The sequence below is a fragment of the Erythrobacter sp. genome (assembly GCF_039988855.1).
Taxonomy (GTDB): domain Bacteria; phylum Pseudomonadota; class Alphaproteobacteria; order Sphingomonadales; family Sphingomonadaceae; genus Erythrobacter.
On record NZ_JBDXIY010000006.1, the window covers coordinates 83,911 to 102,502 of the forward strand.

23 protein-coding genes are annotated in these 18,592 nt (G+C 60.0%); 13 read left to right on the forward strand and 10 right to left on the reverse strand.

Annotation, left to right across the window (positions count from 1 at the left end; all coding sequences use genetic code 11):
- Nucleotides 1–3 precede the first annotated feature (3 nt).
- The 6 genes from ABJ205_RS02115 to ABJ205_RS02140 are packed head-to-tail and all read right to left on the reverse strand — an operon-like array spanning nt 4 to nt 4,834.
- The gene (locus ABJ205_RS02115; RefSeq protein WP_348407738.1) at nt 4–525 is read right to left on the reverse strand and encodes a nuclear transport factor 2 family protein; all 522 of its coding nucleotides are present in this window, start codon (nt 523–525) and stop codon (nt 4–6) included.
- A 21-nt stretch (nt 526–546) separates the two neighbouring features.
- Entirely contained in the window at nt 547–1,662 is a 1,116-nt protein-coding gene (locus ABJ205_RS02120) for a copper resistance protein B (protein ID WP_120108463.1), read from the reverse strand.
- Entirely contained in the window at nt 1,662–3,476 is a 1,815-nt protein-coding gene (locus tag ABJ205_RS02125; RefSeq protein ID WP_348035524.1) for a copper resistance system multicopper oxidase, read from the reverse strand. Before ABJ205_RS02125 ends, ABJ205_RS02120 begins: the two co-directional genes overlap by 1 nt.
- Before the next feature lie 56 nt (nt 3,477–3,532).
- The gene (locus ABJ205_RS02130; protein WP_047822753.1) at nt 3,533–4,093 is read right to left on the reverse strand and encodes an RNA polymerase sigma factor; all 561 of its coding nucleotides are present in this window, start codon (nt 4,091–4,093) and stop codon (nt 3,533–3,535) included.
- 6 nt (nt 4,094–4,099) lie between these two features.
- On the reverse strand, nt 4,100–4,534 hold the full coding sequence (locus tag ABJ205_RS02135; RefSeq protein WP_103022911.1) for a periplasmic heavy metal sensor: 435 nt from the start codon (nt 4,532–4,534) through the stop codon (nt 4,100–4,102).
- Between the two features lie 3 nt (nt 4,535–4,537).
- On the reverse strand, nt 4,538–4,834 hold the full coding sequence (locus tag ABJ205_RS02140; protein WP_046904111.1) for a hypothetical protein: 297 nt from the start codon (nt 4,832–4,834) through the stop codon (nt 4,538–4,540).
- Between the two features lie 99 nt (nt 4,835–4,933).
- Here ABJ205_RS02140 and ABJ205_RS02145 point away from each other — a divergent pair, with 99 nt between their 5' ends.
- Genes ABJ205_RS02145 through ABJ205_RS02160 form a run of 4 tightly spaced genes read left to right on the forward strand, consistent with a single transcriptional unit; the run spans nt 4,934 to nt 7,076 of the window.
- A complete protein-coding gene (locus tag ABJ205_RS02145) occupies nt 4,934–5,608 on the forward strand; it encodes a DUF2231 domain-containing protein (RefSeq protein ID WP_053059237.1) in 675 nt (224 codons plus the stop codon).
- The gene (locus ABJ205_RS02150; RefSeq protein ID WP_103022912.1) at nt 5,609–6,295 is read left to right on the forward strand and encodes a class I SAM-dependent methyltransferase; all 687 of its coding nucleotides are present in this window, start codon (nt 5,609–5,611) and stop codon (nt 6,293–6,295) included.
- Nucleotides 6,292–6,759, forward strand: a complete 468-nt coding sequence (locus ABJ205_RS02155; RefSeq protein WP_046904113.1) for a DUF411 domain-containing protein — start codon at nt 6,292–6,294, stop codon at nt 6,757–6,759. The genes ABJ205_RS02150 and ABJ205_RS02155 overlap by 4 nt, the downstream gene beginning before the upstream one ends.
- A 35-nt stretch (nt 6,760–6,794) precedes the next feature.
- Nucleotides 6,795–7,076 (forward strand): hypothetical protein, encoded by a 282-nt coding sequence (locus ABJ205_RS02160; protein WP_348035528.1) that lies wholly within the window; start codon nt 6,795–6,797, stop codon nt 7,074–7,076.
- A 47-nt stretch (nt 7,077–7,123) separates the two neighbouring features.
- On the opposite strand, the gene ABJ205_RS02165 is transcribed toward ABJ205_RS02160, so the two are convergent.
- On the reverse strand, nt 7,124–7,408 hold the full coding sequence (locus ABJ205_RS02165) for a metal-sensitive transcriptional regulator (RefSeq protein WP_046905158.1): 285 nt from the start codon (nt 7,406–7,408) through the stop codon (nt 7,124–7,126).
- A gap of 104 nt (nt 7,409–7,512) precedes the next feature.
- On the opposite strand from ABJ205_RS02165, the gene ABJ205_RS02170 reads away from it, so the two are divergent.
- The 4 genes from ABJ205_RS02170 to ABJ205_RS02185 all read left to right on the forward strand — a co-directional run bounded on the left by ABJ205_RS02170 (nt 7,513) and on the right by ABJ205_RS02185 (nt 12,536).
- Nucleotides 7,513–7,785: a hypothetical protein gene (locus tag ABJ205_RS02170; protein ID WP_046904115.1), complete on the forward strand. Its 273-nt coding sequence runs from the start codon at nt 7,513–7,515 to the stop codon at nt 7,783–7,785.
- Nucleotides 7,786–7,848: 63 nt separating this feature from the next.
- A complete protein-coding gene (locus ABJ205_RS02175) occupies nt 7,849–8,682 on the forward strand; it encodes an ATP-binding protein (protein ID WP_348051887.1) in 834 nt (277 codons plus the stop codon).
- Nucleotides 8,683–8,828: 146 nt separating this feature from the next.
- The gene (locus ABJ205_RS02180) at nt 8,829–11,042 is read left to right on the forward strand and encodes a copper-translocating P-type ATPase (protein ID WP_253520415.1); all 2,214 of its coding nucleotides are present in this window, start codon (nt 8,829–8,831) and stop codon (nt 11,040–11,042) included.
- 120 nt (nt 11,043–11,162) lie between these two features.
- A complete protein-coding gene (locus tag ABJ205_RS02185) occupies nt 11,163–12,536 on the forward strand; it encodes an APC family permease (RefSeq protein ID WP_046904117.1) in 1,374 nt (457 codons plus the stop codon).
- A 24-nt stretch (nt 12,537–12,560) separates the two neighbouring features.
- Here ABJ205_RS02185 and ABJ205_RS02190 read toward each other — a convergent pair whose 3' ends face one another.
- The gene (locus tag ABJ205_RS02190) at nt 12,561–12,731 is read right to left on the reverse strand and encodes a hypothetical protein (protein WP_156320139.1); all 171 of its coding nucleotides are present in this window, start codon (nt 12,729–12,731) and stop codon (nt 12,561–12,563) included.
- A 100-nt stretch (nt 12,732–12,831) separates the two neighbouring features.
- On the opposite strand from ABJ205_RS02190, the gene ABJ205_RS02195 reads away from it, so the two are divergent.
- The 5 genes from ABJ205_RS02195 to ABJ205_RS02215 all read left to right on the forward strand — a co-directional run bounded on the left by ABJ205_RS02195 (nt 12,832) and on the right by ABJ205_RS02215 (nt 15,315).
- Entirely contained in the window at nt 12,832–13,575 is a 744-nt protein-coding gene (locus tag ABJ205_RS02195; RefSeq protein WP_047822768.1) for a glutaredoxin, read from the forward strand.
- Nucleotides 13,572–13,985 (forward strand): ion channel, encoded by a 414-nt coding sequence (locus ABJ205_RS02200; RefSeq protein WP_047822771.1) that lies wholly within the window; start codon nt 13,572–13,574, stop codon nt 13,983–13,985. The genes ABJ205_RS02195 and ABJ205_RS02200 overlap by 4 nt, the downstream gene beginning before the upstream one ends.
- Nucleotides 13,982–14,509 carry a DUF305 domain-containing protein gene (locus ABJ205_RS02205; RefSeq protein WP_047822772.1) on the forward strand — a complete coding sequence of 176 codons (528 nt, stop codon included), beginning with the start codon at nt 13,982–13,984 and terminating at the stop codon, nt 14,507–14,509. The genes ABJ205_RS02200 and ABJ205_RS02205 overlap by 4 nt, the downstream gene beginning before the upstream one ends.
- Complete coding sequence (locus tag ABJ205_RS02210; protein ID WP_103022917.1) at nt 14,506–14,994, forward strand: DUF6692 family protein; 489 nt, start codon at nt 14,506–14,508, stop codon at nt 14,992–14,994. Before ABJ205_RS02205 ends, ABJ205_RS02210 begins: the two co-directional genes overlap by 4 nt.
- A gap of 93 nt (nt 14,995–15,087) precedes the next feature.
- Complete coding sequence (locus tag ABJ205_RS02215) at nt 15,088–15,315, forward strand: hypothetical protein (RefSeq protein ID WP_348509979.1); 228 nt, start codon at nt 15,088–15,090, stop codon at nt 15,313–15,315.
- Nucleotides 15,316–15,510: 195 nt separating this feature from the next.
- Here the strand turns inward: ABJ205_RS02215 and ABJ205_RS02220 are convergent, their stop codons facing one another.
- Together ABJ205_RS02220 and ABJ205_RS02225 are read right to left on the reverse strand one after the other, a co-directional pair.
- A complete protein-coding gene (locus ABJ205_RS02220; RefSeq protein WP_348035534.1) occupies nt 15,511–16,905 on the reverse strand; it encodes an aldehyde dehydrogenase family protein in 1,395 nt (464 codons plus the stop codon).
- A complete protein-coding gene (locus ABJ205_RS02225) occupies nt 16,902–18,542 on the reverse strand; it encodes an acetolactate synthase large subunit (RefSeq protein WP_348035535.1) in 1,641 nt (546 codons plus the stop codon). Before ABJ205_RS02225 ends, ABJ205_RS02220 begins: the two co-directional genes overlap by 4 nt.
- Between the last annotated feature and the right edge of the window lie 50 nt (nt 18,543–18,592).

The following is an 18,592-nucleotide window of genomic DNA, read 5'->3' on the forward strand; positions in this document are numbered from 1 at the left end:
GGGTCAGGGCCGCCGCGGCGCGTGCGAGGAGGAGTGGTACTGCACGATCTTCCAGCCCGATTCATCGTGCGAAAGGACCGAGGTCGCGACCCCGTCACGCTCGATCACGCGCCCGTCCTCGAGCTCGATCCGGTAGCCGTAGGTTTCGTAGCCATAGGCCATATGGCCCTTACGGGTCATCGTCAGCGTCGGGTCGGTGAAAGTAAAGCTCGTGATCGCATCGAGCTCGGGTCCGAGATGGTGCTCCATGTAATTGGCGAAACTCCCCTCGGACTTGCCGTTCTCGAAGATCGCGGAGGCTTCCGCGAACAGGGCCGACATGCCTGCGGCATCGCGCGACACCAATGCGGCGCGATAAGCCTCGAGAATATCTTCAGCGCCCGACACATCTTCGCTGGCCGAACCTGTCTTGTCGGAATGATGTGTCCCATGTCCGGAATGGTCCATGTCCTGCGCCGCAGCCGGCACTGGCGCCGCAGCAATAGCTAGCGCAACTACCGGCACTCGCAATAAAGTGTTCATCATGTCAGTTTCTTCTCCCTTGACCTAAAACCAGAACCGCACGCCGACGACGTAGTTCGTTACGCTGGGGTCCTCGCCGGCGGCCCTTGCGAAATCGCGGCTGTTGCCGATCTTCCATTCCTGGTCGATGCCGATATAGGGCGCGAATTCGCGCGCGAATTCGTAGCGCAGGCGAATGCCGACCTCGATCGTATCGATCCCCGAGCCGATCCCGAGTTCGGGAATGTCCTGTGCTGACAGCGCGATTTCGGCGCGCGGCTGCACGATCAGACGCTGTGTGATGAACTGATCGATTTCACCTTCAATTCGTGCGGTAAGATCGCCCTTGTTCGACAGAAATGCTGCTGCATCGACCTCGAACTCATAGGGAACGAGCCCTTGGATGCCCACAACCGCATGGGTGCGTTCAGGCCCAGTAAAATCCTGCCGCACGCCCGCCTGAAAATCGAAGAAAGGCGCAATGGCACGGCTCCAAAGCGCCTGCACTTCGGCGCTTTCAATGGTCTCGCCGAAGCTGCCTTCGCCTTCGGATTTGAACCAGAACTTGTTGTAGTCACCGCCATAATAACCCTGGACGTCCCACAAATAGCCGTCGTCGCCCTCGCGCAGGCGGTATTCGAGCCGGTCGCCCTGAAACCAGAATACCGGCGTTCCGCTCACTTCCTTGGTGACGGCCGCCCGAGACGCAGCCATTTCCTCTGCGCCGACAAAGGCATCGGCGGCAAAGGCGGGGCCCTGTAGCGCTTCAGGCGGGGGAGGGCCTTCCGGGATCGCCATATGGTCGGCGGATGCTCCATGGCCCATCGCGGAATGATCCATTTGCGACATGCCGCCCTCATCCTCCTTGCCGGTCATGGGCATCGCGCCATGCTGGGCTGCCCCATGATCCATGTTCGAATGATCCATAACCTCCGGGTTCTCAACCTCCTCCTGAGGATGCTGCGTCCGGGAGTGATCCATCTGAGGTTGATCCGGCGCATGGTGATCGTGCGCCTCGCTCGCAGCCTCGTCGTCTTGAGCAGCTTGCCCGGCCTGGCTCTGCGGTTCGGCAGCCTGCGTGCCGTGATCATGCTGCTGTGCCCAGACTGCGCTCGGAAGTGCCAGCAGGGGGAGGGCGATCATCATGGTCGCGCGCTTCATCAGCCTTCTCCTCCCTCGAGCGGTCGGACCGTCACCACCTGAAACATTCCGTTATGCATGTGGTAAAAGAGATGACAGTGGAACGCCCAGTCGCCCCGTTCATTGGCGGTCAGGTCGAATTGCGCGCTGCCGCCGGGCTGGACCGTCAGCGTATGTTTGAGCGGTTGACGGTCGGCCGGAGCCCCGTTCACGAGTTCGAAGAAGTGTCCGTGCAAATGGATCGGATGCGCCATCATGGTGTTGTTGATGAGCTTGACGCGCACGCGCTCGTTATAGGCAAATTGAATCGGCTCGGTGATCTCGTCGAACTTCTTCCCGTCGAACGACCACATATACCGCTCCATATTGCCGGTTAGATGGATCGTCTTGAGCCGGCTCGGACGCCGGTTGTCGGTATTGGGCTTGGCGGCGATAAGCTGGTTGTAGTTGAGCACGCGGTGGCTCACATCGTCGAGCCCGAGGCCAGGAAAACCCATCCGGTCGATAGGATTCATGGCAACCGAGTCGATCCCTGGACCAACTTTCACATTGGGTGGAAGCAGTGATGTATCGCGCATGTTCATACCCGACATGCCGGCCATCCCAGCCATTTCGGATCCACCGCTGGAGCCATGATCCATTCCGGCCATGCCACCCGCGCTTTGATCCATGCTCGCCGCGGCACCGTGACCCGCATGCCCGTCTCCAGCAGCGCCTGCGCTATCGCCGTGCCCGGCCATGCCCATATCGGTCATGGTGAGAAGCGGCGGTTTGCGCAGGGGCGGGACGCTGGCCCGGGCGCCGGGGCGACTGGCAAGGGTCGCCACGCCCATGCCCGAGCGATCAATGGCCTCGGCGACGAGCGAATAAGCCTCGCCGCGCGGCTCGATGATCACGTCGTAGGTTTCAGCAACACCGATCTGGAACTCGTCGGTCTCGACCGGCTGTACGTTTTGGCCATCGGCCTGAACCACGGTCATCGGCAGGCCAGGGATGCGGATATTGAAATAGGTCATCGCGGCGCCGTTGATAAAGCGCAAGCGGACCCTCTCTCCCGGCTGAAAAAGGTATTCGAGATCGTCTTCCGGCCCGTGACCATTGATGAGGAAGGTGTAGGTCGCGCCGCTCACGTCGGAGATGTCGGTCGGCATCATCCGCATGCGCGCCCACATTCGGCGCTCTTCGCCGCTCATGTCGTAGTCGTCGGTCCAGGTGGTTTTGCCATAGTTGAAGTAGCCCTCGGCGACCTTGAGTTTCTTCATGATCGAATAGGGACTCATGGTCGACCAGTCGGACAGCATGACAACATAGTCGCGGTCGTATTCATATGGTTCGGGCTCGATCGGGTCGACGATCAGGGGGCCGTAATGGCCAAGCGGCTCCTGCAGCGTATGCGCGTGCCACCAATAGGTGCCCGACTGGCGGATGGGAAACTGGTAACGATAGGTATCGCCCGGCTCAACAGCCGCCATGCTCACCCCGGGTACACCGTCCATAAGGAAGGGTACGAGCAATCCGTGCCAGTGAATGGAAGTGCCATGCGAACTCCGATTGAGGAGATCGACCGTCAGGTTCTGGCCTTCCTTGAGGCGCACCAAGGGTCCTGGGATGGTGCCATTCACGGCAACACCCGGCCCGCGGCGCGAGCCAGTGGTGAAGGTCGTGTCGGCGACGCTCATTGTAAGATGTTCGCCGGACAGAACGTCGCTCCCGCGGCGCGCGATCGTGCCATCGAGACCTCCGCGTGCCCACGCGGGCATTGCACCGGCAAGGCCAAGCATTCCGACCCCGCTTGCGCTAGACCCCAGAAAATTACGGCGATTGATCGCGACCATCGAAAGCTCCTGTATGAACGATACACCCTCAACTACGAAGGGCCCGGTTCTACCCCTCAAAAATTTTCCAGGCGGTCGCGCAATTTTTGCCGGGCACGATAGATGCGGGTCTCGATTGCCTTTTCCGACACGCCGAGAAGTTCGGCGGCTTCCGCCTGGCTGCGTCCGTCGATACTGACCAATATGAGCGCTTCGCGAAGACGGATCGGAAGACGCTCGATTTGCTCCAGGAGCATTCGCAATTCCTGGCGCTGCATCGCGATCTCTTGCGGATCGGGGCTGTCGTCAACAATCGCCAGTGTTTCAGATTCCGCGCCCAATCCGAAAAAGCGCGCCGTTTTGCGTTTGCGCAGCCTGTCGCGGCATTTGTTGAGCACGACTGTCGTCAAAAAAGGGCCAACAGGACGGTCCGGGTCGAGGCGGTGCCGGGCGACCCAGACCGAAGCAAGCCCGTCCTGAACAGCGTCTTCGGCCTGATGCGGAGACGCAAGCATGCGTGTCGCCAAAGCAATAAGCCGCGCTATATGGGGTTCGACCAGCGTCCCATATGCTGCCTTGCTGCCCCTGCGGGCATCTTCGACCAGGGCGGTCTCGGACCGGCTTTGCGCCTGCGTCACGGAAGCCTAATTACGCGAATTGCTGGTGAGCGCCTCGGAGACCTTCCGATCGAACAGGCGCTGCTGCTCGGGCTCGAGTATCTCGCGCATGTCGAAGACGTGTTGGACCGTGGCTTTCTGCAATTCGCCCATCCGTCCATGCACATCGTCAATCGCCGCGCTCACTTCGGGGCCATATTCGTGCTCGTCGGCCATCGCCTGAGCGAGCCTCGCATTTGCCGCGCGCAGCGATGACTCAAGTTCAGCACGCTCGACGGCGAAGCGGGCTTCCAGGGTCTCGAGGCGCGCGTTCTGGTCTTCGGTCAAAACCAGTTCCTCGTGCACGAACTGGTGCAGGCTGCCATTGTCTTCGTGGCTGAGCCAGCGATCAGCCGCGATCGCCCCCAAACATCCCGCGAGCCCGGCAAGAAGAACGGCAAGCAGGAGGCGTCCGTTCGTCAAAGTCTAGCTCCCGACATGCAGGAGAGCGGCGGGAGAAAGGTGCTCGTTCGACGCAAAATCATTATAGGCGGAACTCGCAGTTGAGCCCTGATTGTAGGGCATGATGGTCGTGCCGAAGCCTGCTCCAAGGCCGATGACGAACAGGCTGCAAAAGAGCGCGGCACGCCGGCGGCGATCGGCAACCTCGCCAAGCTGTCCGGCGCGCTGCCAGACACCATCCATGAAGTCTGACGGGTCATGCACAATATCATGCGCGGCCAGCTGTTTGAGCGAAGCATCGAGGGAAGGATAATCTGACATAGGCAACCTCTAACTATTGTAACTCCTTTACGCCACAGCCCGCCGAAGCCCTCAAAAAAATATTTGAGGGGTATGATATTCTCGCGCGTATCAAGGCATATGAGCATATTCACCCGCCTTGGCCTCGCCGCCCTCTTCGCAGCCTTTCTGCTTTCGGCACCCTTGCACGCGCATGAAGGGCATCAGGACAATATGTCCGACGCTGAAATGCTGGCGATGGAGGAGGGTATGGCCATGCCGGACGACGCCCATGCCGGCGAGCTTGCGCCGCCCGGGGAAGAGATGGACAGGCCGAACGCGCAGCAGTCCATGTCGCCTGAAGACATGATGCAGCAGAAAATCACGGAAAACCGCCTGACCTCGGCAGAGGACCTTCTGTCGCGCCTTCATCCGGTCGCGGCGCATTTCCCGATTGCGCTTCTCCTCGTCGCCGCACTCGCCGAACTCGCCTTGATGGTGCGCCCGACCTTGGGGCTTGAGACGACGATCCGGTTTCTCGTAGCCGGCGGCGCGATCGGGGCGGTCGTTGCGGCTTTGCTCGGATGGTTTGCGGGTGGATGGCGACTGCTGGACCGGTCGGAAAATCTCGCCATTCACCGCTGGAACGGCACGACGATTGCCATATTGAGCCTCCTCGCCTGGTGGGTTGCTGCGCGCGGAAAGGGGAGAGGCGCGCTGCGCTTGCTTCTGGCGCTGATCGCTGCGGCGCTCATCGTACAAGGCTATTTCGGCGGGGAGATGGTGCACGGGCCCAATCATATGGGCATCATGTAGGTGGGACGGGTAGCCGCTCCTCAAGGCGACCGAGCCTTCACGCCAGCCCTTGGCAAAGCTTGGCTGACCCCGGTCTATGACCTCACCATCGCCTTGTTTACGCGTGAGCGGACATGGCGGCGCGCGGTTGTCCGCGCCGCCAATCTTGCGCCCGGCGATCATCTTATCGATGTTGGGTGCGGAACCGGCACCTTGCTTCGCGATCTCATGATCAGCTGTCCGCAGGCGGGTCTCGCCGGCGTTGAGCCCGATCCGGCAGCACTGGCCATCGCGCGTCGCAAGTTTGGCGCCGGGGCGGATCTGATCCGTTGGCACAATGGCTTTCTCGATACCCTCGACCTGACCGCGCGATGGCAGCCAAACAAGATCGTCAGCAGCCTCGTCTTTCATCAGGTTCCGCTGGGTGAAAAGCGGGCAATCCTGGAGCAGATGCACGATCTGCTCCAGCCCGGAGGCATGGTGCTGATTGCCGACTATATGGCTCAGGACTCCGCCCTTATGCGCAAGCTTTTCCGCGCCACGGTGCAGCAGCTCGACGGTGTCGAAGACACGCAGCCCAATGCCGACGGTATCCTGGAGCGGCAGCTTGCCGAAATTTTCACCGACGCCGAAAGGCTTCACGTCTTCCCGACCGCCACCGGAGCGATATCGCTCTGGCACGGCTACAAGAAAGGTCCCCATACATGACCCGCACGTTTGCGCGAAAGCGCTTTCGCAACTCGTTCGCCGCAACAGCCCTCCTGGTAATTGCCGCCTGTTCGAACGTTGCCCAGGCGGCCACCTACACGATGTATCGCGATCCCGGCTGCGGCTGCTGCCTCAAATGGGCCAACCATTTCGAGAACGGCATGGACGCCGAGGTTGCGACTGTCGACACCACTGACATGGGTTCGGTGAAAGCCGACAAGGGCGTACCTTCCGATCTGTGGTCGTGCCATACGATGGTGATCGAGGGATATGTCATCGAAGGTCACGTCCCGGCAGAAGCAATCTCAAAATTGCTGCGCGAGCGCCCGGCAGGCGTTTCCGGACTTGCCGTTCCCGGCATGCCGCTGGGCTCACCTGGCATGGAATACGAGAACCGTGTGCAACCCTATGACGTCATCGCCTTTGGGCCCGGCGGCCGTACGGTTTTCGCAAGTTACCCCTGAACGGGCAAGAAAACGCCCCCAACTTTTGGAGAATAATGATGAAAATGATCCTCACCGTCACTGGCGCGCTTGCTTTCTCGGCAAGCCCGGTCCTTGCTCAGGAGGCCCCTTCTGAAAAGCCCAAAATGTGCGAGATGATGCTCGATGGCAAGAAAATGCAGGGTATGATGAAGAAGGACAAGGACGGAAAAATGTCATGCCAGATGATGGACCATTCCAAGATGGACCATTCGAAAATGGACCATGGCCAGTCCGGCCATGGCAAGAAAAAGGCCGCCGAGGCTGAAAAGCCGCAGACCGAACACAAGCACGACTGACCAGCCTTTGGCGTCTGGAGCCGACAATTCAATCGGCTCCAGACGGTCTAACGGGCCATGCGCTCGATGAGAGTGAGAAGTTCGGCGATCTTCTCCGATTGATCGGCCTTGTTGTTCGATGAGAGCGCCTGTTCGATGCAGTGCTTGGTATGGATGTCGAGTACTTTGGTCCTGGCGGCGCGCGCGGCGGCTTCGAGCGCGAGGATCTGCTGCAGGATATCGACGCAATAGCGCTCTTCTTCCATCATTCTCGATATTCCTCGCGCCTGCCCCTCGATCTTGCGCATTCGGGTCAAGACATCACGAAACTTGGGGTTTTGATCATCGCTCATGCCGTTCTCTCCAGACGCCGAGTTCATTCCTGACTGCTTTTGACACAGTTGCAAAGCAGTTCGCAATACACTATACCCCCCTATAGTATACGACGGAGGCAAAGATGACCAATGCGACGACGAAAGGTTCAATCCTTGCCTGGGGCTGGGCTTTCAGCGTCTTACTGCTGATTACCTATCTGCTCTGCGTGGCCTTTGGCCTGATCGCGCCCGATACTTTCCATATGCATGAAGCATGGGCGCCTTTGCTGCCAGGCTTCGATTGGTTGACATGGCCTGGCTTCTTCGCCGGGGCTATCGGCAGCTTTCTCTATGGCTGGTATATCGCGATCCTAGGGGTCCCGCTCGTCCGCTATTTCAGAAAAAGGATCGGGTGAAGAACCGGCAATGTGGATTTATCCGCTGCCGCGAATTCCGCACAGGTCGCAAAGCCTATGACAATGCACAGCTTACCCTTTTCCGGTTCGTCTTTCAGCAAAAAGAGGGAATTGTTCCTGCATACGGTTATCGGGCCAGTGCTGGGCATCTTAATCCTTCATCCGCTCACCGCGCTCGTTTATGGGTCTGGAGGGGCAGCAGCGGCGAGCGTGCCATTTGCTGAGCAGTTGGGCTCGGCGGTCGATCGACTGAGCGCGGCATTTGAAATCGAAATGCTGCCCATGAGCCTGGCTTTCGCGGTGATCGGCGGCGCAATCGGCCTGACGTTTGGTCTTTATCATCTGCGGCTCATGGCAGATCGCCAGATAATCCGCTCTCTGGAGCATCAATTGGCCGAAGAGCTGCCGCTGCTCATCGCCCGAGGCGAGGGCGCACAGCTGGAATTCAAATCGTCGCTGCGTTGGGGTACGCGTGAACAGCGCGCAAATCGAAGCCTTCAACAGGTCGTGTTCAAAACGATTGCCGGATTTCTCAACAATGATGGCGGCACGCTGCTCATCGGCGTCGACGATAGCGGGGGCATCGTAGGAATCGAGGCCGATCTGAAGACTCTCAAGCACCCCAATAAGGACGGGTTCGAGCGCGTGCTGATGGACGCGATACGATCAGCACTCGGCGGTAACGCCTGCGCCCTGATCCATTGTTACTTTCACGATCTCGATGGCCGAACTGTTTGCCGCGTGATCGCACAAAAGAGCCTCGAACCGATCTATTTTCTCGACAATGGAGTGGCGCGCTTCTTGCTCCGCGCCGGCAACAGTACACGGGAATTGGATGCGCGCGAAGCGCACACTCACCTTTCGCAGCGCGGAAAAGAATATGCACGGCAGGCATGAGATGATCCTCTGCCATAAATCGGCAAGTCGGGTTGATCTCGTTCCCCGTTTCACGCTGTCACTTTCAGCGGGGTACGCCGCCTGTCAGCTCGGTTCGGCCTTGTCGGCGGAACACTGGCACACCTTTGGCCAGATCCAGGGAGACTATGATGGACCATTCTAATTGCAGCCATAGCGGCCACGGCGAAGCCGTTGCTGGCGATGATGGCCGCTACGATCTCGTTCCCGCTGGTTATGACGGACCGGTTTATACCTGCCCTATGCACCCGCAGGTCCGGCAGCCAAAGATGGGGTCGTGCCCGATCTGCGGCATGGGTCTCGAACTCGAATCCGCGGCCATGGTCGATGACGGACCGAACCCGGAGCTCGTCGACTTTACAAGGCGTTTCTGGGTCGGCGCCATCCTCACCTTGCCGCTGCTTGTTCTCACGATGGGCCCCTATGTGGGCTGGCCGGGCGTGCGCGAAATATTTGGCGAGCGGGCCACCCTATGGATTGAACTGGTGCTCGGTACACCGGTCGTGTTGTGGAGCGGATGGCCGTTTCTCGAACGGGGCTGGAATTCGTTCCGCACCTGGAACCTCAACATGTTCTCGCTCATCGGCATGGGCGTTCTCGCCGCATGGATTTTCAGTGTCGTCGCCGTCCTGGCACCGGACATCTTCCCGGATGGCTTTCGCGATCCAGAGGGACATGTCGGCGTCTATTTCGAAGCCGCGGCCGTTATCGTTACGCTTGTGCTCCTCGGCCAAGTCATGGAGCTGCGCGCGCGTGAAGGCACCGGTAAGGCCATTCGCGCTCTCCTTGATCTTGCAGCCAAAACCGCCCGCGTCATCAGGGCAGACGGCACTGAAGAAGAAATCCCCCTTGAGCACGTGGCTGTTGGCGACCAATTGCGGGTCCGCCCAGGCGACAAGGTGCCCGTTGACGGTGTAGTGCTCAAAGGCCGCTCGTCGATCGACGAAAGCATGATCACCGGTGAACCAGTCCCGGTCGAAAAGGTCGAGGGCGACGCCGTGACCGGGGCAACGATCAACGGAACAGGCAGCCTGGTGATCGAAGCGAAACGTGTCGGATCAGACACCATGCTCGCGCAGATCGTGGAAATGGTTGCGGCCGCACAGCGCTCGCGCGCGCCGATCCAGAAGTACGCCGACAAGGTGGCCGGCATGTTCGTCCCCGCGGTTATCGGCATAGCCGTGCTCGCCTTCATCGCCTGGGCGATCTGGGGCCCCGCACCAGCGCTTGCCTATGCCCTCATTGCTGCAGTTGCGGTACTGATCATCGCCTGCCCCTGCGCTCTCGGCCTGGCGACGCCGATGTCGATCATGACCGCGACAGGAAGAGGGGCGCAGGCGGGCGTTCTGATCAAGAACGCCGAAGCGCTCGAGCGCTTCGAGAAAATCGATACGCTGATCGTCGACAAGACGGGTACGCTGACCGAGGGGCGCCCAAGGCTCGTCGCGGTTATGCCCGAAGAGGGCCACGATGAAATCGAGGTGTTGAGCCTGGCGGCGTCGCTCGAGCGCGGGTCGGAGCACCCGCTCGCAGAAGCGATCGTGCGCGGCGCCGAAGAACGCGGCGTCGCGATGGAAGCCGCCAGCGAGTTCGAGGCCGTAACCGGTAAAGGCGTCATGGGCACGGTTTCCGGTAAACGCGTCGCGCTGGGTAACCTTGCGCTCCTGTCAGACCTCGGTTTGGAAGGTGCCACGCTCAGCGAAAAGGCCAATGCGCGCCGCGACGAAGGCGAAACCGTCATGTTCGTGATCGTGGCAGGCAAGATTGCTGGCCTCATCAGCGTTGCCGACCCGGTCAAGGAAACCACTCCTGCGGCGATCAAGGACCTGCACAAGCTCGGCCTTACGATCATTATGGCGACCGGCGACAATGAGCGGACGGCGCAGGCGGTTGCCGCCCGCCTTGGTATCGACGACATTCGCGCAGGCGTTCTTCCCGCGGACAAGGCGCGGCTCATCCGTGAATTGCAGGAAGGCGGTGCCAAGGTGGCCATGGCCGGCGACGGGGTTAACGACGCTCCGGCGCTTGCCCAGGCAGATGTCGGCATTGCGATGGGAACCGGCGCGGATGTCGCGATCGAAAGTGCGGGGATTACGCTCGTTAGAGGCAATCTCGACGGGATCGTCCGGGCCCGCAAGCTTGCCCGGGCTACGATGCGCAATATTCGGCAAAATCTGTTTTTTGCGCTGATTTACAACGCCTCGGGCGTGCCCGTCGCGGCCGGTGTTCTTTATCCTTTCTTCGGCATCCTGATTGGCCCAATGTTCGCAGCCTTTGCGATGAGTGCGTCCTCCATATCGGTAGTCCTGAACTCGCTCAGACTTCGTAGTGCGAAGCTGTGAACATTCGACAATCGAACAAATCGCCATCCCTGATCCATGCCTCAATGCCTCCGCATTGCGGCAGGGCCGGTCGCCTGTGGAAGATGGCAGCGCGACGCAAGCCATAGAAAGGTAAACCGCATGGATAACCATTCGGCGCACGAAGATAATCTGAACAAGAGCAGCATCACCCTGCTTGGCGGCGTTGCCATGGGGACTGGCGTCATGATCGGTGCGGGCATTTTTGCGCTCACCGGTCAGATCGCGGAGCTTGCCGGCCCTCTCTTCCCCCTCTCCTTCGTCGCAGGCGCGCTCATCACCGCGCTCGCATCATACAGCTACATCAAGATGTCGAATGCCTGGCCATCGTCGGGTGGCATCGCGATGATCCTGCAAAAGGCCTATGGTCCGGGTGTCGTCGCGGCCTCCGCATCAGTGCTGATGGCCATGTCGATGGTTATCAATGAGAGCCTGGTGGCGCGAACCTTCGCGACCTATGCGCTGCGTCCGTTTGGGCTCGAAGAAAACGCATTGCTGATATCGGGCTTGGCGCTGGGACTCATCGTTTTCGCCTATCTGGTCAACGCCGCGGGCAATAGATCGGTAAGCGGGTTTTCGCTCGTTATGTCGGCGATAAAGGTTGGCGGGATAGCGGTGTTCGCAGTTGCGGCGATCTGGGCCAGCGGACTGTTCGCAGGCGCCTTTACCGAGCCTGCTTCCTTGTCGAACGGCGAAGCATTGCTCGCTTCGGTGGCCTTCTCGATCCTTGCATTCAAGGGGTTTACAACCATCACCAACAGTGGCGGAGAAATCGTCGATCCGCACAAGAATGTCGGTCGCACAATCATGATCTCGATTGCCGTGTGCATCGTGGTTTATCTGCTCGTCGCCTTGGCCGTTGGCTCCAGTCTCAGCATCGGCGAGATCGTTCAGGCGCGTGACTATTCCCTGGCCGCGGCAGCGCGCCCCGCATTGGGAGATCTCGGGTTCTATTTCACCGTAGCGATTGCCATCTCGGCGACTACGTCGGGGGTCATTGCGAGCGTGTTCGCCGTCTCGCGGATGCTGACAATGCTGACCGAGATGAAGATGATCCCCCACAGCCATTTCGGAATGAAGGGCGGCATCCGTAGCCACATGCTGGTCTATACGGTCGTCATAGCCGGCACACTGGCGGTCCTGTTCGACCTTTCCCGCATCGCCTCGCTCGGCGCCTTCTTCTACCTTGTCATGGACATGCTCGTCCATTGGGGCGTGTTTCGCAGTCTTCGCAAAGAGATCGGCGCCCGCGCTTCCGTCCTGCTCACCGCGCTGGCGGCCGACGCCGTTGTGCTCGCCGCATTTACGGCCGCCAAACTCAAGAGCGATCCGGCCGTGGTTTCCTATGCGGTGATCGGAATCGCGGCCGTGTTCGTGGCGGAATGGATATTTCTGTCCGGCCAGCGCAGGGAGACGAACACAGATTCTATTGAAAACAAGGTCGAGAGCGGAAGCGGCGATCACGACCGTCCTTGAGCGCAACATTGGCTGTTTGGCAGCTCAGATAAATATTTTTGAGGCGGCGCCGTAATTTCGCGCCGCCCCGCCCGTCTTTATTCCTTCGGCTGCAATCGGAATACCGGAAGTTTGTCCATCTTGTCCGTACCAGGCCGCGCGATCGACCGGCAGAAAGAGATTCGCGGGAGGAATGTCGGCGATTGCGACAAACATCGTTTCTCTTTCGAAGAACGATGAAACGAAAACGCGAAACGAACATTGGAATTGAACAAGCAGCCCCAGGCTGTGCGTGTGAACAAGGGGCTGTAAAGGCATGAAAACTGCGAGTGTTTACCGGATGGTGATGGAGGATCATGTCTGTCCCTATGGCATCAAAACGGTCGATCTTCTCAAGCGGCAAGGCTTCGAGGTCGACGATCATCACCTGACCAGCAGGGAGGAAACCGACGCGTTCAAGGACAAGCACGACGTCGAGACCACGCCGCAGACCTTTATGGAAGGCAAGCGCATTGGCGGCTATGACGATGTCCGCGAGTTCTTCGGCAAAAGCCGCTCGCAGCCCGAGGAAGGCGAAACCAGCTATCAGCCTGTCATTGCGATTTTCGCGGTCGCGCTGCTGCTCGCGCTCGGGCTGAGCTGGGCGTTTTTTGACGACCTCTTCACCGTTCGGGCCGCGGAGTGGTTCGTCAGCCTCTCGATGACCTTGCTCGCCGTCCAGAAGCTTCAGGACGTGCGCAGTTTCTCGACCATGTTCCTCAACTACGATCTACTCGCACGGCGCTGGGTGCCCTATGGCTTCGTCTATCCGTTCGGCGAAGCCGCTGCCGGCATTCTCATGACCGCGGGCGCACTGACCTGGCTTTCTGCCCCGCTGGCATTATTCATCGGCACCGTCGGCGCTGTCAGCGTCTTCAAGGCTGTCTACATCGACAAGCGTGAGCTCAAATGCGCTTGCGTCGGAGGTAGCAGCAACGTCCCGCTCGGTTTCGTCTCGCTGACAGAGAACCTGTTCATGATGGGGATGGGGCTCTGGATGGGTCTCAAGGTCTTTACATGATCCTCGGTTTAATCCTGGCGACCTCGCTGTTCCTGATATCGGTGGGCTCGCACCTCGTCATACTGAATGCGGGCCATACGCTGCTCGAGCAAAACTGCAGCCTTCTGCACAAGCTGGGCATCGCGCTGCTCGTTCTTTTCTCGCATCTGACCGTAGCGGCGTTCTTCGCCGCCGGCTTCTGGATCGGCGAGGAGCTGGGTCTGGGCGGCTTCCGGCAGGCCGGCGCGATGACCGCGATGGACTATTTCTATTTTTCTCTGATCAACGTGACGACGCTTGGTTTGGCGGACATTTTCCCAACCGAGCACCTGCGGGTTCTCGCCGGCGTCGAGGCCCTCACCGGCTTCGCTCTCATCAGCTGCTCGGCGCAGCTATTCTGGACCATGATGCACAAAGGAGAAGAAGCATGACCGAAAAGACGACCCACTCGGACAAGGGAGGGGGCGGCAACTACTGGCGGTTCATGGCCATGGTATCGACTTCGACCGTCATCATGTTCTTCCTGATGTATGCCAACACCTTCACCATTGACGATGTCTTCTGGAGTGAAACGCGCTTCTGGATGATGTTTGTCATGGGCGCGATGATGATGGTCGTCATGCTCCTCTTCATGTGGGGCATGTACAAGGACCGGACCAAGAATTTTATCATTCTGGGCGTCGGCGCCTTTGTGTTCGCGCTCGCACTTTGGCTGGTACGCAGCCAGACCACCGTCGACGACACCGAATATATGGCAGCGATGATCCCGCACCACTCGATCGCGATCATGACCAGCGAACGGGCCAGCCTCAAGGATCCGCGCGTTCGCGAACTCGCCAAGGCAATCATCGTCGCCCAGCGCCGCGAGATCGCCGAGATGAAATATCTCATAGACGATATCGAGCAGAACGGTCCTCGGACCGAAGAACGCCTGCCCGAGGAGATGCAGCCATGAACAAGATAGCTTTAACGGCGCTCATCGCGCTGCCGCTCGCCGCCTGCAATTCGAACACCGCTCCGGGCAACGACCGCGAAGCCCAGCTCGACCCGCCTGCCACTGCCGCGCCGATCGAGGACGCGGCCAGTGCACTGGCAAATGTTGACCCGGGCCTCATGCTTCCCGGGACTATGAATGACGCGGACCTTGCTGCTCTGGGCGCAGGACAGGCCTGCCAGTTTCGTCTGACCGAAGTAGCCTTTCCCTCGTTTGTATATGACGGCGACGGGGGCGGTGCGATCAAGATCAATGGCAAATTGATCCCCGTCACCGCCGATGGCACCGGCAGCTATTCGAATGGCGAGCTTCGGATCAGGACCCGCATGCTGGATGATGAAGGCGATGCGGGTCTGCAAATGCAGGAGATGATCGTCGTCGGACCCCGGATGAAGGACGAGTTCGGGTTCTGGGGATATACCACCTGTCCGGCAGGCGGAGCCTGATACTGGCAGGGCGCATGGGCGGGCCGTTGGCTACCCCGTGCGCCCGCAGCTCCTCCGTTCGTCGCCCACACCTGTCTTAACAGGAACAAGCAGATGACCGATACGAGGCCCATCGCTGTCTTCGGTGCAGGCGGGAAGACCGGCACCGAGCTATTGCGGCGTGCCCTTGCGCGGGACATACCGATCCGCGCCTTCGAACACACCGTGCCCGGGCCAGACGAGCGCCAATCGCCAGGCTCAAGCCGAGCGCATGGATGGGGGATCGGGTTCTCATCAGCCAAATCCCGAGCATGCCCGAAAGCAGAACGCCGATCGCGATAAGGATCACGGGGGCTGCTCCACCGGCCAGTCCGAAAGCCACGCCGCTATTGGCGATGGCGACTAGATTGAAGCCCGGGAACACTGCGATCACGTTACCCGAACCAACCAAAGAATGCGCCCAGGTTTTCGACAATTGATCGAGGCCGAAGGCGGCCAGTATCAAGAGGGGCGCAAGCCGTTTCGCCGCGCTCAAGGTCATCGGACGCTGGATGGTGCATTCACGACCACCATCTTTTCTTCGCTCATATCGGCCATCGTGTAACCTATACCGCCTGTTCCGAGGCCCGACTGCCGACGTCCTGCGAACGGCATCCAGTCGACGCGAAATGCGGTATGATCGTTGACCATTACGGCTGACGCGGCCAGCGTTTCGACGCAGTAATCGGCCCAGGACATTCGGTCGGTAAACACAGCCGCCTGAAAGGCGTAGGGAAGCGCGTTCGCTTGGCCGATCGCAGCATCGACGTCGTCGTATCCGTAAATGCAGACCACAGGGCCAAACACTTCCTTGCGCGATACATCGGCGTCGCACGGCGGATCGACAAGGACCGTGGGCTGGTAAAGGGTGGAACCCATGCGCTTACCCCCTGCGGCGAGCCTGGCGCCGCCCTGAACGGCTGCATCGACCCAGGATGCGACGCGGTCGACTTCGGCAGGACGAATGAGCGGACCGCATTGGGTTTCCGCTTTGGTCGGATCGCCCACAGTCAGCGCTTCTGCTCCCTCAGCGAGCTCGGCAGCGAAGTCCGGCAGTTCGGCGCGCGGAACGAACACGCGCTGCACCGAGACGCAGACTTGTCCAGAATGATAAAAGCCGCCTTTCAGGAGAGGAGGAATTACCTTGCCGCTTGCGACGCCCTCATCGACGAGGACTGGAGCCGCGCCACCGTGTTCCAGTGCCAGGCGGGTGCCCGGCGCCAGTTTGGAGCGGAGCATCCAGCCAACTCTGGCCGAACCGATGAAGGAGAAAAATGCCGTCCGCGAATCGATGACCATTTGTTCGGCGACCCCGTCCGAGCACGGCACGAAACGGCACCAACTTTCATCGAGTCCGGCTTCATAAAGGATTTCGACGAAGCTCTTGCAGGAAAGGGGCGTGTCCTTGGCCGGTTTCACCAGAACAGGGCATCCGCTTGCGACTGCCGGTCCCACCTGATGGGCGATCAGGTTCAGAGGATGATTGAAAGCGGAGATCGCCACGACCGGCCCAATCGGCTCACGGAAGGTATAGGCTTTGCGTCCTGCCCCCGCCTGCGTCAGGTCCATCGGGATTTCGCGCCCGCCGCTGGCGAACAATTCGTGTATGCACAATTCGACGCTCTGAATGGCGCGACTGGTTTCCACGCGCGCGTCGACGATGGGTTTACCGCCCTCGAGCGCAATCTGCATTGCCAGTGTCTCCGCGCGCTCGCGCATCAGCCCGATGGCGCGCTGCAGGATGGCGATGCGTTCATGCGCGGGGAGCCGCGCTTGTCGGTCTTCGTGCAGCGCGCGCGCCTCGTCGAGCCAACGATCGACTTGCGGCCAGTCGACCAGCTCAACGCTGCCAATGCATTCCTGGTCGTAGGGATTGAGGACCTGCCACGTCATTGGGGACACTCCATCGCCTTGAGTTCATCGATCAGAACCTTGCGGTTCTCGGAGTAATCCACCGGCAAGTCGACAAGGTGAACGCCGCCGCTTTCAAACCCTTCATTCAAGGTCGGTACCAGTGCTTCGCTGCTTTCGATCCGGTGGCCCGTCGCACCATAACTCTTCGCATAGGTAACGAAGTCGGGGTTGGCGAAGCTCAGACCGTAATCGGGAAAGCCAAGTTCTTCCTGCTTCCACCGGATCATACCGTAAGCGGAATCATTGAGGATGAGTACGACGAGGTTGAGGCCGAGCCTGACCGCGGTTTCCACCTCCTGCGAATTCATCATGAACCCGCCATCGCCGCATACGGCGAGCACGCGGCGCTCGGGCGACAGCATCGCTGCCATCATCGCCGAGGGGAGACCCGCTCCCATCGTCGCCAGCGCGTTGTCGAGCAGAATCGTGTTCGGCTCATGCGCGATATAGTTGCGGGCGAACCAGATCTTGTAGATGCCGTTGTCGAGTGCGACGATGTCGTCGCGGCCCATGACCGCCCGTACATCTGCAACGATGCGCTGGGGCACCATCGGAAAGCGGCCATCGTCGCTGCCTTGGCGGATGTGCGCCGCGATGTCCTCATGGACTTTGGCGTAGGCTGCCGGGTCACTAGGGTGTTTGCCGCGCAGCCGGTTTCCCAGTCGCTCGACAGATCCGGCAATATCGCCGATGACTTCCAGCTGCGGGAAATAGACCTGGTCGACCTCTGCGGCCTTGTAATTTATATGGATAACAGTGCGTCCGTCAGGCTCCATGAAAAAGGGCGGTTTCTCGACCACGTCATGGCCGATATTGACGATCAGGTCTGCGCGATCGATGGCGCAATGAACATAGTCATCCGATGATAGAGCCGCCGTTCCAAGATACAGGGGGCTTGCCTCATCAAGCACTCCCTTGCCCATTTGCGTATTGAAAAACGGAAATTGGGTGTCGTCGACGAACTTTCGGAGCGCCTTACAAGCGCTACGTCGGTTGGCCCCGGCACCAACCAGTAGCAGCGGGCGATCGGCGGCCAGAATACGCTCGGCGGCTTCGTCTAGCGCGGCATCTCCGGCCACCGCATATTGTCGGGGGTGGGGCGCCACGACAGGTTCGGAGGTTTCTTCCTCGGCAATGTCTTCGGGCAGCTCCAGCAGAACTGCACCGGGCCGCTCTTCCTGAGCTCTCCTGAAACCCTCTCGTACGAGCGAGGGAATCCGCTCTCCATTTACGATCTGCTTCGCCATCTTGCACAAGGGGGTAAAAAGCGAGACGACATCGACGATCTGGAACTGTGCTTGCTTCGAGACCTTGATGGGTTTCTGGCCGGTTATCATGACCAGCGGGAAAGCGCCCAGAGCGGCATAAGCTGCGGGCGTCGTGAGGTTTGTCGCCCCTGGTCCCAGCGTGGCAAGGCATACGCCGGCGTTACCGGTAAGGCGACCGTAGGTTGCCGCCATGAACCCTGCCCCTTGCTCGTGCCGGGTAACGATCAGACGGATCGACGAGGTGCGCAGCGACTCCAGAAGATCGAGGTTTTCTTCGCCCGGAACCGCGAAGATATACTCGACGCCTTCGGCTTCCAACGCGGCGACAAGAAGATCGGATGCTTTCATGAAATGGTTCTCGCATTGGTGAGGGCCTGGAGGCCGTCGGTGGCAGGTCT